17 protein-coding genes and 2 pseudogenes are annotated in these 16,292 nt (G+C 69.8%); 8 read left to right on the top strand and 11 right to left on the bottom strand.

The window, feature by feature from the left end; all coding sequences use genetic code 11:
• A partial coding sequence (locus ACFQ9Z_RS37910) for an HD domain-containing protein (protein WP_383031070.1) occupies nt 1–399 on the bottom strand: 399 nt, incomplete at its 3' end.
• Nucleotides 400–536: 137 nt separating this feature from the next.
• On the opposite strand from ACFQ9Z_RS37910, the gene ACFQ9Z_RS37905 reads away from it, so the two are divergent.
• Nucleotides 537–1,514, top strand: coding sequence for a GlxA family transcriptional regulator (locus tag ACFQ9Z_RS37905; RefSeq protein WP_383031064.1), 978 nt, complete (start codon nt 537–539; stop codon nt 1,512–1,514).
• Between the two features lie 587 nt (nt 1,515–2,101).
• On the opposite strand, the gene ACFQ9Z_RS37900 is transcribed toward ACFQ9Z_RS37905, so the two are convergent.
• Nucleotides 2,102–2,251, bottom strand: coding sequence for a hypothetical protein (locus ACFQ9Z_RS37900; protein WP_383031058.1), 150 nt, complete (start codon nt 2,249–2,251; stop codon nt 2,102–2,104).
• A 122-nt stretch (nt 2,252–2,373) separates the two neighbouring features.
• Here ACFQ9Z_RS37900 and ACFQ9Z_RS37895 point away from each other — a divergent pair, with 122 nt between their 5' ends.
• Entirely contained in the window at nt 2,374–2,562 is a 189-nt protein-coding gene (locus ACFQ9Z_RS37895) for a hypothetical protein (protein WP_383031055.1), read from the top strand.
• On the opposite strand, the gene ACFQ9Z_RS37890 is transcribed toward ACFQ9Z_RS37895, so the two are convergent.
• A complete protein-coding gene (locus tag ACFQ9Z_RS37890) occupies nt 2,557–2,928 on the bottom strand; it encodes a hypothetical protein (protein ID WP_383031052.1) in 372 nt (123 codons plus the stop codon). The two genes, ACFQ9Z_RS37895 and ACFQ9Z_RS37890, sit on opposite strands and share 6 nt — an antisense overlap.
• A gap of 22 nt (nt 2,929–2,950) precedes the next feature.
• Between ACFQ9Z_RS37890 and ACFQ9Z_RS37885 the strand changes: the two genes are divergently transcribed.
• Nucleotides 2,951–3,562, top strand: a complete 612-nt coding sequence (locus tag ACFQ9Z_RS37885; RefSeq protein ID WP_383031049.1) for a hypothetical protein — start codon at nt 2,951–2,953, stop codon at nt 3,560–3,562.
• A gap of 43 nt (nt 3,563–3,605) precedes the next feature.
• Here the strand turns inward: ACFQ9Z_RS37885 and ACFQ9Z_RS37880 are convergent, their stop codons facing one another.
• The 3 genes from ACFQ9Z_RS37880 to ACFQ9Z_RS37870 all read right to left on the bottom strand — a co-directional run bounded on the left by ACFQ9Z_RS37880 (nt 3,606) and on the right by ACFQ9Z_RS37870 (nt 6,094).
• A complete protein-coding gene (locus ACFQ9Z_RS37880; RefSeq protein ID WP_383031046.1) occupies nt 3,606–4,334 on the bottom strand; it encodes a hypothetical protein in 729 nt (242 codons plus the stop codon).
• Between the two features lie 213 nt (nt 4,335–4,547).
• On the bottom strand, nt 4,548–5,249 hold the full coding sequence (locus ACFQ9Z_RS37875; RefSeq protein WP_383031043.1) for an SMI1/KNR4 family protein: 702 nt from the start codon (nt 5,247–5,249) through the stop codon (nt 4,548–4,550).
• A 458-nt stretch (nt 5,250–5,707) separates the two neighbouring features.
• Nucleotides 5,708–6,094, bottom strand: a complete 387-nt coding sequence (locus tag ACFQ9Z_RS37870) for a hypothetical protein (protein WP_383031039.1) — start codon at nt 6,092–6,094, stop codon at nt 5,708–5,710.
• Between the two features lie 228 nt (nt 6,095–6,322).
• On the opposite strand from ACFQ9Z_RS37870, the gene ACFQ9Z_RS37865 reads away from it, so the two are divergent.
• The 3 genes from ACFQ9Z_RS37865 (at nt 6,323) to ACFQ9Z_RS37855 (ending at nt 9,158) form a co-directional block, all read left to right on the top strand.
• A complete protein-coding gene (locus ACFQ9Z_RS37865) occupies nt 6,323–6,778 on the top strand; it encodes a hypothetical protein (RefSeq protein ID WP_383031035.1) in 456 nt (151 codons plus the stop codon).
• Nucleotides 6,779–7,159: 381 nt separating this feature from the next.
• On the top strand, nt 7,160–7,960 hold the full coding sequence (locus tag ACFQ9Z_RS37860; protein ID WP_383031031.1) for a hypothetical protein: 801 nt from the start codon (nt 7,160–7,162) through the stop codon (nt 7,958–7,960).
• A gap of 136 nt (nt 7,961–8,096) precedes the next feature.
• Complete coding sequence (locus ACFQ9Z_RS37855; RefSeq protein ID WP_383031028.1) at nt 8,097–9,158, top strand: hypothetical protein; 1,062 nt, start codon at nt 8,097–8,099, stop codon at nt 9,156–9,158.
• 327 nt (nt 9,159–9,485) lie between these two features.
• Here the strand turns inward: ACFQ9Z_RS37855 and ACFQ9Z_RS37850 are convergent, their stop codons facing one another.
• The 3 genes and pseudogenes from ACFQ9Z_RS37850 to ACFQ9Z_RS37840 all read right to left on the bottom strand — a co-directional run bounded on the left by ACFQ9Z_RS37850 (nt 9,486) and on the right by ACFQ9Z_RS37840 (nt 12,582).
• Nucleotides 9,486–10,067: a YcxB family protein gene (locus ACFQ9Z_RS37850; RefSeq protein WP_383031023.1), complete on the bottom strand. Its 582-nt coding sequence runs from the start codon at nt 10,065–10,067 to the stop codon at nt 9,486–9,488.
• A gap of 246 nt (nt 10,068–10,313) precedes the next feature.
• Nucleotides 10,314–10,673: pseudogene (locus tag ACFQ9Z_RS37845) on the bottom strand (transposase); the annotation flags it as partial.
• Nucleotides 10,674–10,851: 178 nt separating this feature from the next.
• A complete protein-coding gene (locus ACFQ9Z_RS37840; RefSeq protein WP_383031018.1) occupies nt 10,852–12,582 on the bottom strand; it encodes a DEAD/DEAH box helicase in 1,731 nt (576 codons plus the stop codon).
• Between the two features lie 257 nt (nt 12,583–12,839).
• On the opposite strand from ACFQ9Z_RS37840, the gene ACFQ9Z_RS37835 reads away from it, so the two are divergent.
• Nucleotides 12,840–13,043, top strand: coding sequence for a hypothetical protein (locus ACFQ9Z_RS37835; protein ID WP_383031014.1), 204 nt, complete (start codon nt 12,840–12,842; stop codon nt 13,041–13,043).
• An 85-nt stretch (nt 13,044–13,128) separates the two neighbouring features.
• Here ACFQ9Z_RS37835 and ACFQ9Z_RS37830 read toward each other — a convergent pair whose 3' ends face one another.
• Together ACFQ9Z_RS37830 and ACFQ9Z_RS37825 are read right to left on the bottom strand one after the other, a co-directional pair.
• The gene (locus tag ACFQ9Z_RS37830) at nt 13,129–13,638 is read right to left on the bottom strand and encodes a ComF family protein (protein WP_383031010.1); all 510 of its coding nucleotides are present in this window, start codon (nt 13,636–13,638) and stop codon (nt 13,129–13,131) included.
• A gap of 230 nt (nt 13,639–13,868) precedes the next feature.
• Entirely contained in the window at nt 13,869–14,834 is a 966-nt protein-coding gene (locus tag ACFQ9Z_RS37825; RefSeq protein ID WP_383031007.1) for a DNA-processing protein DprA, read from the bottom strand.
• An 874-nt stretch (nt 14,835–15,708) separates the two neighbouring features.
• Between ACFQ9Z_RS37825 and ACFQ9Z_RS37820 the strand changes: the two are divergent.
• Nucleotides 15,709–16,263 (top strand): annotated as a pseudogene (locus ACFQ9Z_RS37820) (transposase domain-containing protein); the annotation flags it as partial.
• Nucleotides 16,264–16,292: the final 29 nt, after the last annotated feature.

Raw genomic sequence — 16,292 nt, 5'->3', positions numbered from 1 at the left:
CAGGACCCCCAGGTTCGTCATGGCGATCTCCGGGCCCATCCGCCCGGGAATCTCCGGGGTCGTGTGCAGCGCGATCGCCGTCCACACCACGTCGGCGGCCGTGGCCGGGAAACCGCGGTCGAGCATGAACCTGCGTGCGTGGTCGGCGCCATCGACCTCGAAGCGCTGCTCAACGTCGGAATACGGGGTCAACAGGCCGGTGTCGTGAAACAGGGCGGACAGGTAGAGAAGCTCCGGGTCGGGTTGCAGGCCGAGCCTGTGGGCATGCATGGCGCCGAAGACGAACACGCGCCGGGAGTGGTGGTAGACGAGGGGGCTGGTCATCTCCCGCACGAGGCGGGTGGCCTCGGCGACCGCCTCCGTTCCGGGGATTTCCACGCCTGCGATGATCTCGCTCATCACCTCTGCTCCTTCCGAAATCAGTGTGTTACGAATGGACGGTGCGTCCGTCTCCCACACTGCCGACCACCCGGCGTCCGGCGCTCCCTCGGACCGGCCATGAGTCACCCGAATCCGGACATGGGGGCAACGCGGTTGTGGGCTCTACCACGCATCGGATCGCGATCCTCGTCTACGACGGGGTCAAACTTCTGGACGTCGTCGGTCCTGCGGAGGTGTTCGGGGAGGCGAACCGGCTCGGTGCCGACTACGCGATCGCGCTGGTGTCGCCGACCGGTGCCGATGTCACCTCGTCCATCGGGATCCGGATAGCGGTCGACGCCGCCGCCCCCGAGCCCGCTCCTGACACGTTCGTGGTGGCCGGCGCGGACATGTACCCGCGCACGCCAGTCCCCCGTGACCTGGTCGAGGCCACGCGCACGCTGGCGTGCCGGGCCGGCCGGGTCGCGTCCATCTGCACCGGAGCGTTCATCCTCGGCGCGGCCGGCCTCCTGGACGGCAAGCGCGCGACCACGCACTGGAAGGTCGCGCACGAGCTCGCCGCCCGCTGCCGGGCCAGCCGTATCGAACCCGACGCGATCTACGTCCGTGACGGCACCACCTACACCTCGGCGGGCGTGAGCGCCGGCATCGACCTGGCTCTGGCACTCGTCGAGGAGGATCACGGCCCGGACCTGACCCGCGACGTCGCCCGCTCCCTGGTGGTCTATCTGCAGCGTTCGGGCGGCCAGTCACAGTTCTCCGCCCCGTTGCAAGGACCGCCGCCCCGGTCTCCGGCCCTCCGCAAGATCACCGACTTGGTCACGGCTGATCCCGGGGGAAACCACTCGCTCGGCGAACTCGCCAAGCACCTCAATGTGAGCGCTCGGCATCTCACGCGGCTCTTTCGCGAAGAGCTGTCGACCACACCGGCCCGGTACGTGGAGTCGATCCGGTTCGATATGGCGAAAGCACTGCTCGACCAAGGGCATACCGCCACGCGGACGGCGTCCCTTGCCGGTTTCCCGAATTACGAGAGTATGCGGAGGGTCTTCGCGAGGGAATTGTCGCTCAGCCCCGCTGCCTATCAGCGACGTTTCAGTACAGCCCGCCGAGCCGACGAGGCGCAGCAGTAGGACGCAGCCGTGGAGGCACAGGCCTTCCCTCCGGCTCCTCGCTCTGCACACCGTGGAGCGCGTGGCCGCGCAGGGATCACGCTCGCACCCCGGATCCCCGGCCGCGCCGCCTATCCCGCCCGTCCCACCATCGCCTACGCTCACGCCCGTCACGCCACGGCACCGAACGGACGCGCACGGCGCGGCCCCGGCCGGCAGGAGGGCCGGCCGGGGCCGCGGACGAGAGTGTGATCGTCAAGGGCGGTCGCCTACGCGGCGAAAGGCACTGCAGGGCTTCAGCCGAACGATCGTCCCTGCAGGCAATAGGTGAGGCCCGGGGACACTGTCCCCTCCACAACCACGCCCTGCACAACACGGGACACCCGGCAGATGTTCCCGCCTCCCCCGGACGAGGCGCGGCGCCGCGGGCCGGACGACGCGTTATCGGGCGAGTATGACGGTGACCGACACGTTGGGGCAGCCGCTGAGGTACTCCGACAGGGTGGCCCCTTCACCCGAATCGATGCTCAAGCCCCAGCGGAACTTGTCGGCGATCCAATCGGTGACGTACTGACAGCGATACCCCTCGGCAGGCGGCAGCCACCTGGTCAGCCTTCGACCGGGTCAACGCCGCCGACACCGCAATCAGCGCCCGCGTCCCCGAGATCGTCGGCGTAGGCCTCCCGCTCCGCCGGCGACCAGACCGAGGCACCCGAATCCCACGCCTTGATCACCGGGGCCAGAAGCTCTTCCGACATCTCTCCGTCGCCCAAGCCGAGAAGCCCACCGGGGCCCGCGCTCCCCGGCAAAGCTTCCAGACTGCCGCCTGAACACGAGAGGATACGGACATCGTCCCCTCGTGGTAGTTCAGGAGGCCATGATGAGCACTGCCGGTCCGAACCTCTGCCTCTGCGACTGCGGTACCGAGATCAGCGAGAACAGCACCTTCGCGTCCGGACACGACAGCACGTACATGTGGCGGGTCCTCAAGGAGGACTTCGGCGAGGGCAAGGGCGTCAGCGAGCGCTTCCTCGACTGGTACCTGAAGAACCGCCCCAAGAGGTCATGAAGCCGGGCTCTCCGACTGATGCTGCGGGACGATGCCGTTGGCGCTCACCTGCGGAAGAGGATCCGCCGGCTTCAGGACACCGCCCAGCTCGGGCAGTTCAGCAGCGGAGAATTTCAGGATCAGTGCGGCCTGGAGATGGGCTTTGAGGGCCAGGTCATCGACGTCCTTCAGCAGCCGGATCGCTTGACCGGCATCCCGCTCGACCTTCATGTCCTGGCGGAGCGACTGGGTCTGCGACTCCATGTGCTTCAGCGTCAAGTCCGCCCTCCGGTGGAACAAGGTGCCGATGACCGTCATCATGAGGAACGCACGCGCCTCCTCACTGAGGTTCTGGGCGAGGACGAAGGGCCGATCGAGGCAGCTCACGTCGAGATCACCAACCAGAAGTTTGGCGAAGCTGGTATTCGCCGACTACCTTCAGATCGCTGCCCTGTCAGTCGGTACTACGGCGATCGTCGTGATCTTGTGGCGTTTTGTTTCTCGCGTGATCCGGATAACCGTCGATCCCGCCACGGACGACCCCGCCCGTCAACACCCGGCACAGCGGCGCTATCCGCTCCCACGCCGCATCCGTCAACTCACCACGACCCACCACAAGATCAATTATCAGACAGGGCCTAGCGCCCTCCCTGCCGACGCGCACACACGGCTGGGCCTCGACGAGGTGCAGGCCCTGCTGCTCGCCGCGTGGGAGACCGCGGCCGAGACACTGCCCGGCGCCGTCACGGACCCGGCCCGGATGCAGTGGGCCGCGCCGCCCACCACGGAACTGCGCCTGAGCGCCGAAGGCCCCCACGACCAGCGCTCCCCCGGTCTCGGAGCGCTGATTGATCTGGATGCGCTGGGCCCCGGCGACGGCAGCGTCCGGCCGGAGATGGCCATCACGATCACCAGATCGCCCACCATGCAGCGTCAGGAGCGCCAGAAGCTGCTGCGTCGGGCCCTGGTGCACATGGCGCGGCACTTCGGCTACGTGTGGGCGGAGGAAGAAGCGCTGTAGAAAGGGGCGCGGGCCCCGTGTAGTGGTGTCGTCCTCGTCTTCTTCAGCGGGCCGTGGCGCGCGCGTGGTAGCGCTCCTGCGGTCGGCGCAGCATGGTGTGGCAGTGCTCGGCCAGTGGCCGGTGCTGGTCCTCGTCGATGACCAGGGCGAAGGTGTGGACGCCGTCGGTTCCCTCTCTGGCCGCGCGGGGCTGGGAGGCCCTGAGGTTGGGCCAGTAGCGGCCGTGCGCGAACCCGGAGGCTGCCCGCCAGGCGGCGCATACCGTGACGGCGGTGAGGCCGGCTGCGGGGGCTGCGGCGAGCAGGATCTGGTGGGTCTTGGGTGCGGTGAGCGGGGCCAGGCCGAGGCCGTCGGCGATGGCGCGTATGTCCGCCCGGCGCTGCGCACCGGTCGTGCCGCCGCCGGTCGGGAGGTGGCCGGTGTCCTGTTCGTGCTGGTGGCGGTTGCGCATGTCCTCGTCCCACAGTGACAGGGCGCGGCGCCGGCGTTCGTCGCGGCTGGAGCCCTCGAGGAGCCACAGGCCGGTGGCGAAGTTCTCCAGGGCGCCGCACAGGAGGGTCCAGGGGCTGGTGGGGTCGATCTCGCCGGCCAGGATGAGGCGGCGCAGGGCGTCGGCGTGGGCGAGGCCTGCGGTGTAGGAGGTGCGGATCAGGTGCGCGGCGGCGTACGGGCCCAACGGTGCGTCGTCGGCGGCCTGGGGTACTCCCCCACCGGCGCCCGCCCGGGCATCGTCCTGCCGGTCCACCGGGTCGTCGCGCTCTGCGGCGACCACGAGCGGCGCGGGGACGGGCAGGCGCTCACTCAGGGACCGGTGGACGAGAGCTGACGAAGCCGAGCCGGTCGCAGCAGGATCCAGGGCACCGGGCACCGGGCACCGGGCACCGGGCACCGGGCACCGGGCACCGGGCACCGGGCACCGGGCACCGGGCACCGGGCACCGGGCACCGGGCACCGGGCACCGGGGGAGGCTAAGGGCGGCCGTTGATCATCGGGCTGCCCTCTCGCGTTGCTCGAGCCATTCGAGGTACCAGCTGCGGAAGGTGTGACGGTTTCCGTTCGCATCGACGTACGGCTCGTAGGGCGGGTTGACCGCGCAGTCCCGGTCGCGGAGTTCCCCGCGGTGCGGGCCGACGACGATGAGCCAGCCGGTCATCCCGCATCCGTTGTCGCTGATGTGGATCGCACCCCGATCGCGTTCCAGGTGCCAGACCTCGTCGCCGGCGTCTCCGAAGACCTTGCGGTAGTCGTCCAGATAGTCGTCGTCTTCGTCACGGGTGGTGGGTTCGTACCCGGCGGCGCGCAGGGTCGCCAGCTGCTGGGCGGCCCAGTCTTCCGTCTCGACGAACGGGCCACTGGGGTCCAGCAGCCAGGGATGGACCTCGTCGTTCTCCCAGACCCATCCCCACTTCCCGTCGATGCGGCGCAACGATGTGAGCTGGAGTGCCGGTCCGGGGCCACCGGCTTCGACCTCCGTCAGAAACGTGCGGTATTCGTCGGGGAGCGCGACACCGAACTGTGCTTCGACCTCGGCGATCTCGGCGGGAGTCAGGACAGGTTCGAACGTGGGGTAGGGAGACGGACTATGGCCGCGGGCTCTGAGCTCGGCCTCCTCCACGGCGATGACGCGTTCTCGAACTCCGGACCAGTCGGTTTGTGTGTTCACGGCTCTCCCCTCGACGGCGAGCACGGACATTAGTCCCTGCCACCGACAGGCGACCTCCGTCTGTGTGGTGTGCGGCTCGGGGCCGGCCGCACGCCGCTTCTGTTAGGCGGACCGGGGTGCGGGCGTCGACGTTGGCACACGTCCCGGCTCATCTGCCGTAGCAGCGCTCTGGACCACCTCGCCATCCCAGGGCACACCCCAACCGGCCCTCACGCCCCGGGTGCGACCCCGGCGCCTTCGCCGAGTGCCAGGAAGTCCAGGCGCAGAGCAGGTCAATCACAGGGGAGACGTCTGGCGCGACGCCGTCATCCGCGGGATCGGCATCGCCCGAGCCGCCAGGGGTCTCGTAGGGTGGCGGTGGTCCCCCGGCCGGCCCGGATGAGGGCGGGAAGGGAACCCAGCACCGGCTAGTGAGGGGGAGGGCCTGAGCGACGTGCGGCTGACAACGTCGCCTGAGACCGTGGGGTCACCCGCGTTTGTAGTCAGCCCGCAGAGACCACCAGTACCGCACTGCCATCCTTGCCCTGAGCAGGCTCCCCGACCAGCGAGTGTCCTGCCGAGATGACGGCCGTCACGGCCCGCAGGTCCTCCGGAGCAGCCGCGATAACGCGCACCCGCGCCTGGCTCGGACCCACGTCGCTGAGGTCGAACGGGACCACAGGAAGTGCGCTGCGCGCAGCCCGATCGTCCGTGAGTCCGCTGATCCGGAGTACCAGGCTGCGGCAAATCCCTTCCTCAGCGATCTGATCACGCATGGGGCCGGCATAGGCGAACACGTCAGTCAGCGTCTCCGCCACCGCGTCCACCTGACTGAATTCGCGGCCAGTGATGGAGATGAGCGCGATGCCCGCGCCGAGCGTTTCCGTCATGGCGAGAGTCTTGCATCCGCCTCCGACAACACGGCAGAAGGCACCTGCACCCCCTGCCCAGCCGCCGGGGCGAACGTTTTCTGATGCGGCACGTGGCGCCCGTAGGGTGCGGGCAGGACCGACCCCGTCCCGCTCACCGGCCGCCAGGCCAGCCGGCTCATCACCGTTCTCCGGCACGGCCAGGACCTGGACGTCGCGGCCACGGAACTCGGCATCGACCTACGCGCTGTGTGGGCCAGGGCCCGTACCGACACCCGACTGGCGATCGCTCTCGCCGGCCGGGATCCCGACGTACCCGAGGAACGCGGCCACACCCTGCGGGCCGACTACCTCCGCCTCCTGGCCCTCGGCCTCCCCTCGGGCCGGGCAGAGCTGATCCTCGGTATCAGCGGTGCGGAGGCCTGGCCGGGAGACGATCCAACGTTCGCGCCGGCAAGCGACGCGGTCAGCGCCGCCTCACCCCCCTGCGGGGCCAGCAGGATCATCCGGCTCACTCCCCAGCACCTGGCCCGATTCCTCGAGGAACTGAGCAAGCTGGGCACCACCGTCATCGCGACCGCCGCCGCCATCGGCGTGAGCAGCGCAGCGATCTACCAACGGCGCGGCCGGGACGAGGAGTTCGCCACGGCCATGGACGACGCCCGGGCATCCGCCCGACAGGCCACCCCCAGCAGGCCACGTTGAATGCTCGCCAGCCATCGCCTGGACTGGGCGCTAAGGCGTGGTGAGGGTTTGTGCGCGGCCGGCCGACCAACGTCTTTAGGATGCGGGGGCGGGGTTGTGCCGGCCCGCCGCCGGTAGAGCCCCGCACCTCGCACTCCCCCTCCTCGACCCGGTCAGCCCCCGTAGGGCGCCCCGACGGTGTCCCGGCTGGCTCTGTTCACGAGAACCGGGTCTGGCTCATCTTCTGTGGCGGGGGCGGAAGCCGGTCGACGGCCTCATCTCGGACGTCAGGGCCGGGCCAGTGGCTCAGAACGGTGGGACGCCTGCCAGGTGCCCAATCGGCATGCCGAACGTGGCCGCTCGATGCGATCATGCTGTCTGCCGACAGAGCGGGGAGAGCGTATGGCCGGCCTGACAGTGACGGTGTGTCTGTCACCCGGAGCCGCGGATGACATTGACGGGGCCCTCACGGCGGCCCTCGCGCCGTTTGACCAGGACAGTGACAACCCCCTGGACCGCGGCATGTGGGATTCACGCCGCATCCTCGGTGGCAGCAACGGTCGGGGGTTCGCGGTCGTCCGCGGATACGAGGACGACCCCAGGCTGGTTCACGACGAGCCCCGATATGACGGCATCCCCGCTCCCAGCGCTCCAGGAGTCTGTGCCGGAGGACCGCGTGCCCTGCTCGACTTCTCCTCTCCGCAAGCCGCTTCCGAGCGAGTGGCAGCCGCGTCCTGGGACCTGTGGCAGCATCTGTCCGCGGTACACCCGCCGGCACTGCCCCTGACGGTTTTCGCGGGCCGTTGGGAAAATGATCCGTACGCGTTCCCGGGCGGCCCTTGGTCCGACGGCATGGTGGCCGCCTACCAGGCCCAGCCGCTGATCAAGGCTTACATCGATCACCCCTGGAGCCTCGGCCTGGGCCGTCCATTCCCCCCGTTTGATACGGAGCATCCCGTCATCGGCTTCCGCGGCAGCCGTGCCGACTACATCCGTGAGTTCTCTTGGGTAACGCAGGACACGGACGTGCTCACCGTGGACGGCTGGTGGCGAGAGAGCGATGGAAGAGCCCTTCACGCGTACTGCGACCCGGATTCGTGTCCTCATGAACCCCCCGGGCCCGCTGTCTGGCCGGGCAGCGAGGCATACCTGTCGCAGTTGCCCCACGACGTGATCCTGGTACGAGTGCACTGCCACTGCTGATGCCTCACAAAAGCTATGCCAGAGCCCGAGAACCGACAGCAAATGTTCACCAGTTTCGACGGCACGGAGCGGTTCTGAATCTTCGAACGACGGTGGCCTGATGACACCTGTCAGGCCTCGGGCCTAAGGTGTGCCGGTGATCTTCAGAAGGAAGCAGAAGGCCGCGGACCTGGCCGCCGTCATATCAGAGCTGGAGCAGGCAGTGGCCGCTCGCAACGGTGGCCGCACCGAGCGTGCGTTCAACGCGGCGATGAGTGGTCTGCAGTCGGCGAGGGGCACCGAATGCGTGCCGGTGGGACCCCGGTTGGCCGGGCTACTCCCCGCCTTTCCGCCCACCGGTCCGCGCCCGATGCTGGCGACGATGGCCGGCTTCTGCGTGGAACGCGGTGCCGATCCGGCGGCATGTGCGGAGCCGATCCTCAACGGCACCCACCGGGACCTGCTCGATGCCCTGGAGTTCGCCCGCCGCTGGGCCGCCGCCGGCGGTGCCGGGGACGAACTGCCGGAGGCCGACGAGAAGATCATCGACGACGCGCTGATGGCCCGGCTGGGTGGCGAGGCGCACGAGGCGTTGCGGCTGGCGCTGGCCTGGTGCTCGGTCGAGCAGTGGCAGCCCCCCGCGCTGGCCATGCTGTGCCGCAGCACCGAGGTGCGCCGTCGGCATGCTTCCGCGCTCCTCCCCGCCTGCCGCGACCTGGCGGCCCTGGAGCGGCACGACCTCAAGTGCCTGGCCTACGCGCTGGCGATCCTGGACGACGAGCCCCTGGTGGTGTTGCACCGGCCCACCGGGACCGGGTTCGAAATGCGCATCGGCGGCATCGGGGACAACTTCCAGTTGCACACGCTGCTCGCCCACGTCCTCGTCGGCGGCGGCCACGTGCCCGGCACCGCACCGTCGGCGGAGAGCGTCCGCCTGGCCACGGACCCCGAGCCCGCCCGGGGGCGCACCGAGACCGTCGCGACCGGGGCCTTCGAACTCCTCGCCCCGGACGGGGAGCGGATCTGGAACGAGGGGCTGCCCGACGACATCCCCGTTGTGGAGGGACGCCGCCTACTCGTGCTGGACGAGCCGATGTACCCGCGCAGTTGGAACGCCGACCGGTTCTTCCCGATGCTCCCGGGGACGACCGAGCTGACTCGTGTGCTGCCCGCCGACGAGGTCCAGACCTGGTTCACCTACACCTGCTGGTCGTCCTGACCCGGTCGCCGGGCGCCACCGCTCAGCGTCGGCTGCTGCCGCAGCCACCCGACGCACCCCGCCGACAGCCGCATGATCCAGGCAGCTCCAACACGGTGTCGCGCCCTCGTCGTTGCTGCTCAGTGCAAGGCTCTGACCTGCTTCTTTTTGCAAACTGCTGTGCGTGAGGTGATGGTTGGCTAAGCTGCCGCTTACGTGGTGGGTAATACCCCGCTTCCCGTAGTCCGCTCATCCGCTGCCTGCTCCGCTGAGAGCAGCGCGCGCGGAGCCTGCAGCCGCATTCCTCGAAGGCCCTGTCGGTCCTGCTGGTCAGTCGGTCGACGGAGACTACTGCCCGTCAGCTGGGGTCTCCCTGGTTGCTGCGTTTCGCTGTTTTACCGCAGCGGCAACGCAGTTGCTGAGGAGGCGGCGGCACACTGGAACGAGTGACGGGTCCGACAGCCCACGCTTGGGTACAGCGACAGAGGGTTTGCCTGATCGGTCCATCAGGACGAACTGACGGTCGTACTCCACCAGCTCACTGAAAATCGACCAGGCGTACGTGTGCGTAACGCCTTCTGTCCTCACGGTCAGAGCTTCCTCAGTAATCACCTCCTCGTAATGCCGCTGAAGGCCAGGAGAACGGTTCCAGACCCTGCGTGCGCTGCGACGGAGGCCCCAGCGGGAGGAGAGGATGATTACCCGGTAGCTGTAGCCAACGAACATTGCCGCGCAGAACAACGTGATGACCGAGGTGTCCGGCAGATCGTCGGGGATTGTCCCGCGCGCGCCCAAGATCATCGTTAGCGCGAGGCTTACGCCAGAGTTCACCAGCGCTCTCTTACGTGAGCGGCGCCGCGTGGGGGACCTGGCGGCCATTTCCGCGATGTCGTCACTCTCTGGCACGTAGCTCAGCGTCAGCGCCTGCATGCCCTCGCCTTAGTGATCCCAATAGTGTGAGGTAGGGATCATAGGGTGACGCTGGCCGTGCAGCCGCGCGTACCTCCCCCTTCCTTGCCACCACGCTCCTTAACTTCCATCCCGACCGCCGTCGACCGCCACGTCTGTGGAGCGGGCATCTCGCGCACCGTCCTCGCGCAGTCCGTCATCCACCGCGCACGCGGGGATGGTCCCGTGGAACTGCCCCCGCTTCGTCCGGCAGGTCGCTGCTCCTCGAGCCCGCCGGTGCTTGCCACCCAGGACCCCGGTGGCCTTCACCACCTCGCGCACGGCCTCGAAGACGCGGTTGGGCCGGGCAGAGCGGGAAAGGCGGCGGCGGAAGTAGGCCAGCAGAGACGGGTCGAACGCCATGGCGTTCAGGCCCAGCCCGCACGCGGCCTTCCATCGCAGGTCACACCGCAGTTCCTGGACCGTCTCGAAGTCCGACAGCCCGTGCAGGGCCCGCAGCGTGATCGCGGCGGCCAGGATCTGCGGCGGCATGCTCGGCCGCCCGCTCGTCGACGGGTACATGTCCGCGAACATCTCCGCCGGGAATAGCGCACCCCGATGCTCGGCCAGAAACGCGAACACACTCATAAGACGTCACCGACCCTGCGGGAGTGCAGGGTGCCGATGTCGCTGGGCAGCTCCAGGTGGACGCTCGCGCATCGCGATGCGCGGTGGCACCGGGCTCGCCGGCCGACTTGTACGCCGGGCCGCTGGCTCCGCGAAACGGAGCGGGATCCCACCGGCGGGCACAGGGTCGGGCGCGCGCCTACCGCGTGTGCGTGCGTTCCCTGCGGACGGTGGGTCTCCTGCCCTTGATGGTGGTGCCCCGCAGCGCGCGGATGACGTCGTCGGCGGCCGACTCGGGGACCTCGATGAGGGAGAACCGGTCGGCGATCTCTATGCCGCCGATGTCCCGGCTCTCCAGGGCCGTCTCCCCGACAACGGCGCCGAACAGGTCCTGCGGACGGATGCCGGAGGTGCGTCCGGCACCGACGAACAGACGCGTCGTGCCTCGCGCCGGGACCCGGCCGCCGCGGGATGCCGGCCTGTCCCGCCGGTCACGGCCGCCGGGGGCGCGCTGCTGCGGCCTGAAGGATGCCTGGGGGATCTCCTCCTCGTCCCCGCCGTCCATCTCACCGGCTTCGTGGGCGAGCTTGACCGCGGCCAGGGCCACGTCCATCACGTCGAACTCCTCGGTGAGCGGTTCGACCACCCCACGGAAGGGTTCGTAGCCGTCCTCCACGAGGGTCTCGCGCAGCGCGGCCCGGGTGAGCTCCATGCGGTGGGCCCGGAGATCGGCGACGGTGGGCAGCGTCTGCACGTCGATGGTCCGCCGGGTGGCCCGCTCGATCATCTTGAGCGTACGGTGCTCGCGGGGTTCGACGAGGGTGACCGCGACGCCGGTCCGGCCGGCACGGCCGACCCGGCCGACGCGGTGCACATAGGCTTCGGGCGCGCTGGGGAGGTCGTAGTTGACCACGTGGCTGAGGTTCTCGATGTCTAGGCCGCGCGCGGCGACGTCGGTGGCCACCAGCAGGTCGGCTGTCCCGGCGCGGAGCCGGCCCATCACGCGGTCGCGCTGCTCCTGGCTCATGCCGCCGTGCAGCGGCTCGGCCCGGTAGCCGCGGGCGTTGAGCGTGTCGGCGAGGTGGTCGACCTGGTCCCGGGTGCGGCAGAACACTAGGGCCGCCGTGGGCGTCTCGATGTCCAGGACCCGTCCGAGCGCCGCGGGCTTGTGTGATCGGGGGACGACATAGGCGGTCTGCCGCACCAGCGGTGCCTCGCCTTCGGCCGGCGCCGGGCGCTCGATGCGGATGCGCACCGGATCGTGGAGGTGGCGGCGGGCCATCTTCTCGATCCGCGCCGGCATCGTGGCGGAAAAAAGCACCGTCTGGCGGTTCTCCGGCGTGTCGCCCAGGATCGCCTCGATGTCCTCGGCGAATCCCATGTCCAGCATCTCGTCGGCCTCGTCGAGCACCACGGTGGACAGGTGGTCCAGGCGCAGGCTGGCGCGGCCGATGTGGTCCAGCGCGCGTCCGGGGGTGGCGACCACGACGTCGACGCCCCGGTCCAGCGCCCGCAGCTGGTGCGCCATCGACTGCCCCCCGTAGACGGGCAGCACCCGGGTGCCCAGCTCCTGGCCGTAGCGGTGGATTGCCTCAGCGGTCTGAACGGCCAGCTCCCGGGTGGGGACGAGCACCAGTGCGGCCGGGGACGCTCCCCGTCCGTCGGGCGGGGTGCGGTCGAGCAGGGGCAGGGCGAAGGCCGCGGTCTTGCCCGTCCCGGTCGCCGCCTGGCCGATGAGGTCCTGGCCTTCCAGCAGCGGCGGGATGGCCTCCCGCTGGATCGGCGTGGGCTCCTCGTACCCCAGGCCGGACAACGCGCGCAGCAGCTCGTCCCGCAGGCGCAGATCGGGGAAACCAGCCGGCTCTTCGGAGGACCGTCCCTGGGGGACCTGTCCTTCGGACGCCGGTTCTACGGATGCCTGGGAGGCCATGCCCGCACTCCTCACAGTGGCCGGGCCCAGATCCACCGGCGGCAGCGTTCGCCCTTCCTGGTGCTTTCCACCGGTCTGGGACCCTTCCAGCGTAGGGCACCGCGCCCGCACCACGGCGCTACGCCGCCGAAGGCCCCGTCGTGAGCGTCTGCCTATGACACCTCACGCGACAGACGAGCCGGACCCCGCAGGACCGGCTCGCTCGGCAGAGCACGGTTCGCTCGCGGTAAGGCCACCAGCGTCAGCAAGCCTGTCCTGTGACGCCAGCCGAGGAGGAGCGCGGGGAGCGTCTCGCGGTGCTCCAGGCCGCGCTGCCGGAGACGATGGCCGCGCATGGTCTGACGCGGGGCGTCACCTTCCACCACCGCACGATCAAGGCGCGGGCCTTCGCCGAAGGGCTCGCTCGGGCAGCGAAGCGGTTGCACGCCGAGGATCCCGGCCGGCACCCGGAGCGGGTATAAGCCTCCTGGCTGTCCGGGGACTCGGTCCCGCTGCCCTTCACCGCGGCAGCGCACCGAGGCGACCCGCACACTCGCGCTAGTGAGGTCATCCGCTCCAGGGGACTCTCGCGAGAACGAGTCCTCGGACGTCGGCAGCGCCGGTCGCCCGGAGCCGGCGCGCGACGTGTTGGAGCTGAGACCCGCTGGTGAAGACGTCGTCGACGAGGAGGATGGTGGCCGATTTGATGTCGCGGGGGTCTCCGGTCCAGGTCAGGGCGGCGGCGTGGGCGGCGGCGGCAGCGCGCTTCTCGTCAAGGGTGCGGCTTGCGGACCTGGTCGTCTCGGCATGCTTCACCAGCCGGTGGCCGCCTGGCGGGCTGAGGGGGAAGGCTCGGGTCACGTCTTCGGTGTAGGCGGCGTCCATGATCGCCTCGATGTGCTGGAGAGGCTGACGGCCCGTGTGAGTGGGGTTCCCGACGACGTAGTCGACGCCCCGCATCGCCTCGGGGTGGCTCTCCATCCAGCCGACGAGGAGGCGGCCGAAGATCATCGCCCAGCCGGCCCTCCCCTCGTACTTCAGTTTGTGGATCTTGTCGCGTAGGGCTCCGGAGTACATGGCCACCGCGTCGACGCGGGAGAACCCCCGCTCGGCCTCCGGCAGCCGGCACACCCGGTTGCTGCACGTCCTGCCGGGGGCGAGGGCCTGGGAGCAGACCGGGCAGTGGGGCTCGGCGACGGGCTGGAGGGTGCGGCCGGCGCAGTCGGAGCACAGGCGGGCTGTGCCGGTGATGCGGTAGGCGCAGACCGGGCAGTTGGGAAAGCCTGCCGGATCCGGGAGACCTGCCGTCACAGGCCGGCCAGGGCGAGCTGCTGGCGCTGCTGTCCGGCGGCCTGGATGTCCGCTGCCTGGCCGAGGCGGTCGGTGATGTCGCTGGAGGCGGTGACCAGGATCGCCCGGCCCTCCTCCAGCATCTTCATGGCCCAGAGCTGGGTGTCGGCGAGGGAGCGGATCAGGAAGACGAGCTTGCCGTGCTCGGCGGCCAGGCGGGCCTGCATCTTGGCGCCCGATGTACTGGAGGCCTCGATGACGACACTGCCCAGGGTGGTGCCGGACGTGACGACGTTGCGGCGGGGGAAGGTGTACTTCGCCGGTGGGCTGGTGGGCCAGAACTGGCTCAGCAGCGCGCCTCCAGCGGCGAGGATCGCCTTCGCGAGCGGGCGATTCTGCGCCGGGTAGATGGGGGCGGCGATGCCGGTGCCCATGACGGCGAACGTCCGGCCGCCGGCAGCCAGCGTGGCCTGGTGGGCGGCGGCGTCGATGCCTTTCGCGAGACCGCTGGCGATCACGACGTCGTGCTCGACGAGTTCGCGGGCCATCCGGGCCGCCCGGCGCAGCCCGTCCTCGGAAGCCTGGCGGGTGCCAACGACGGCGATGGAACGGGCGTCGCGCTGATCGAGCTCACCGCGGTAAAAGAGGAACGGCGGCAGGTTGCCGATCACCCTAAGGTTGGCCGGGTAGTCCTCGTCGAGGACCGTGACCAGGCGTGCGCCGGCCTTGCCGGCCGCGGCCAGCTCCTCGTCGACGCGCGCACGGGCGTCGTCCAGACCCGCGGCCAGGGCCTGCTGCAGCAGGGGCCGGTTCTTGGTTGCGGCACGAGAGTCCTCGCGCACCTGTCCGTCCATGAGCGCGGCCAGGCCATCGGGGCTCTGAGCGCCGCGGGCGAGCAGGCTCCAGTCGAGGGTGGCATTGCCGGCGCGCAGCGCGCACAGAGTCAGCAGATCGTGCTGCTCAGCGGTGATATCGAAGTCCATCAGGGTGTCCTTCTACTCGTGGCCCCGGGATGTTCGAAGGATGAAGCGAGGTACTCGGGCCACTTCCATCATGGCGTACGGAGCCCCCGTACGGACAGGAAGGGGGGCCTCCAAGCCATTCATCGGCCCTGCCGCCGCTCTTCCATACGGGCGAGGGCTTCGGCGAGCTGAGTGGCCCCGCCGGGCGCCGCGACCGGTTTCCAGATGATCCCTACCGCCAGACAGATGCCGCTGACCAGGCGCTCAGCCTCGCTGGTCTCGTACCAGTGCTCGACTTGTCCTGGCAGCGCGATCCGCCAACTGAGCGGAATATGACACCTGCAGCGGCGGGCCGGGCAGGACGCGGCCCACCGAGCCCTTGCCGTGCGGGGCAGGGTGTCCGGGCGGGGGGGTCGGGGCGGGGGGTCGGGGTGCGCGGGCGGGTGGGTCAGCCGATCGTGAGGTGGACGCGGAGCCGGTCCAGGCCGCTGGCGTTGCGCCACTGCCGGGCACGCAGAGCACGCAGGGCGGCTTCTTTGCGGTGGCTGGCCAGTGGGTGTACTGGGACACGTTCACGGCCAACGCAGCCGTACTGCAGCAGACGGTTCTTACGAGCTGCTGCTCCAGCGCGAGGCATTGACATCCTCGCCCCCCTAAAGGACAAGGCCATGAAGTTAGGGGTCGGGTCGTGGCCGCAAGTGAGGGCTGATCTGGAAGGACGCCGGACGCGAGAAGCGGAGCCCCGGTAGAACTGGCTGGTCCGCCAAGACAAGCCGTTCAAGGACCGGAGGCTCCGCTGTCCGGACAGTCTGTCATCACGCGTGAGATCGCGGTAGCCGAAGGCGTCTTCGCCCCGGGACATCTGGGCGAGTTAACCCATGTCGTGCCCTTCGAGATGGTCGATGCGGTCCTCGCCGAGTGCGGGGCTGTGCAGCAGCGGCTGCGGAAGCTGCCGGCCCGGGTGGTGGTCTACCTGCTGCTCGCGGCCACCCTGTTCGAGGAATGCGGTTACCCGACCGTGTGGCGCAAGCTGACCGGCGCCCTTGAGACACTGCCTCTGCCGGCGGTGACCGCGACCGCGTTGTGGCACGCCCGCACCCGGCTCGGCGTGCGCCCCGTGCGGGCCCTGTTCGACCTGCTGCGCGGCCCGGCCTCGGCGGTCCGCACGGCCGGCACCCGCTGGGCCGGACTGCTGGTGGTCGCGATCGACGGCACCTACCTGGACGTCGCCGACGACGCGGACGTGCGGGCCCGGCTGGGCAAAGGGGCCAACCAGTACACCACCGCCTCCGGCTACCCGCAGGTCCTGCTGATCGCCCTGGTCGCCTGCGGCACCCGCGCCGTCATCGACGCGGTCTTCGGCCCCCGCAAACCCGGCGGGCCCGTCCTGGGACGCCGCCTGCTGCGCTCGACGCAGCAAGGCATGATCGTGCTGCTGGACCGGGGATTTGCCACCAACGCCTTCCTCGAAGCTGTGGC

The organism is Streptomyces sp. NPDC056580 (assembly GCF_042793175.1).
Taxonomy (GTDB): Bacteria; Actinomycetota; Actinomycetes; order Streptomycetales; family Streptomycetaceae; genus Streptomyces.
The sequence above is the reverse complement of the archived record's forward strand: the minus strand, read 5'-3'. Positions and strand labels throughout refer to the sequence as shown.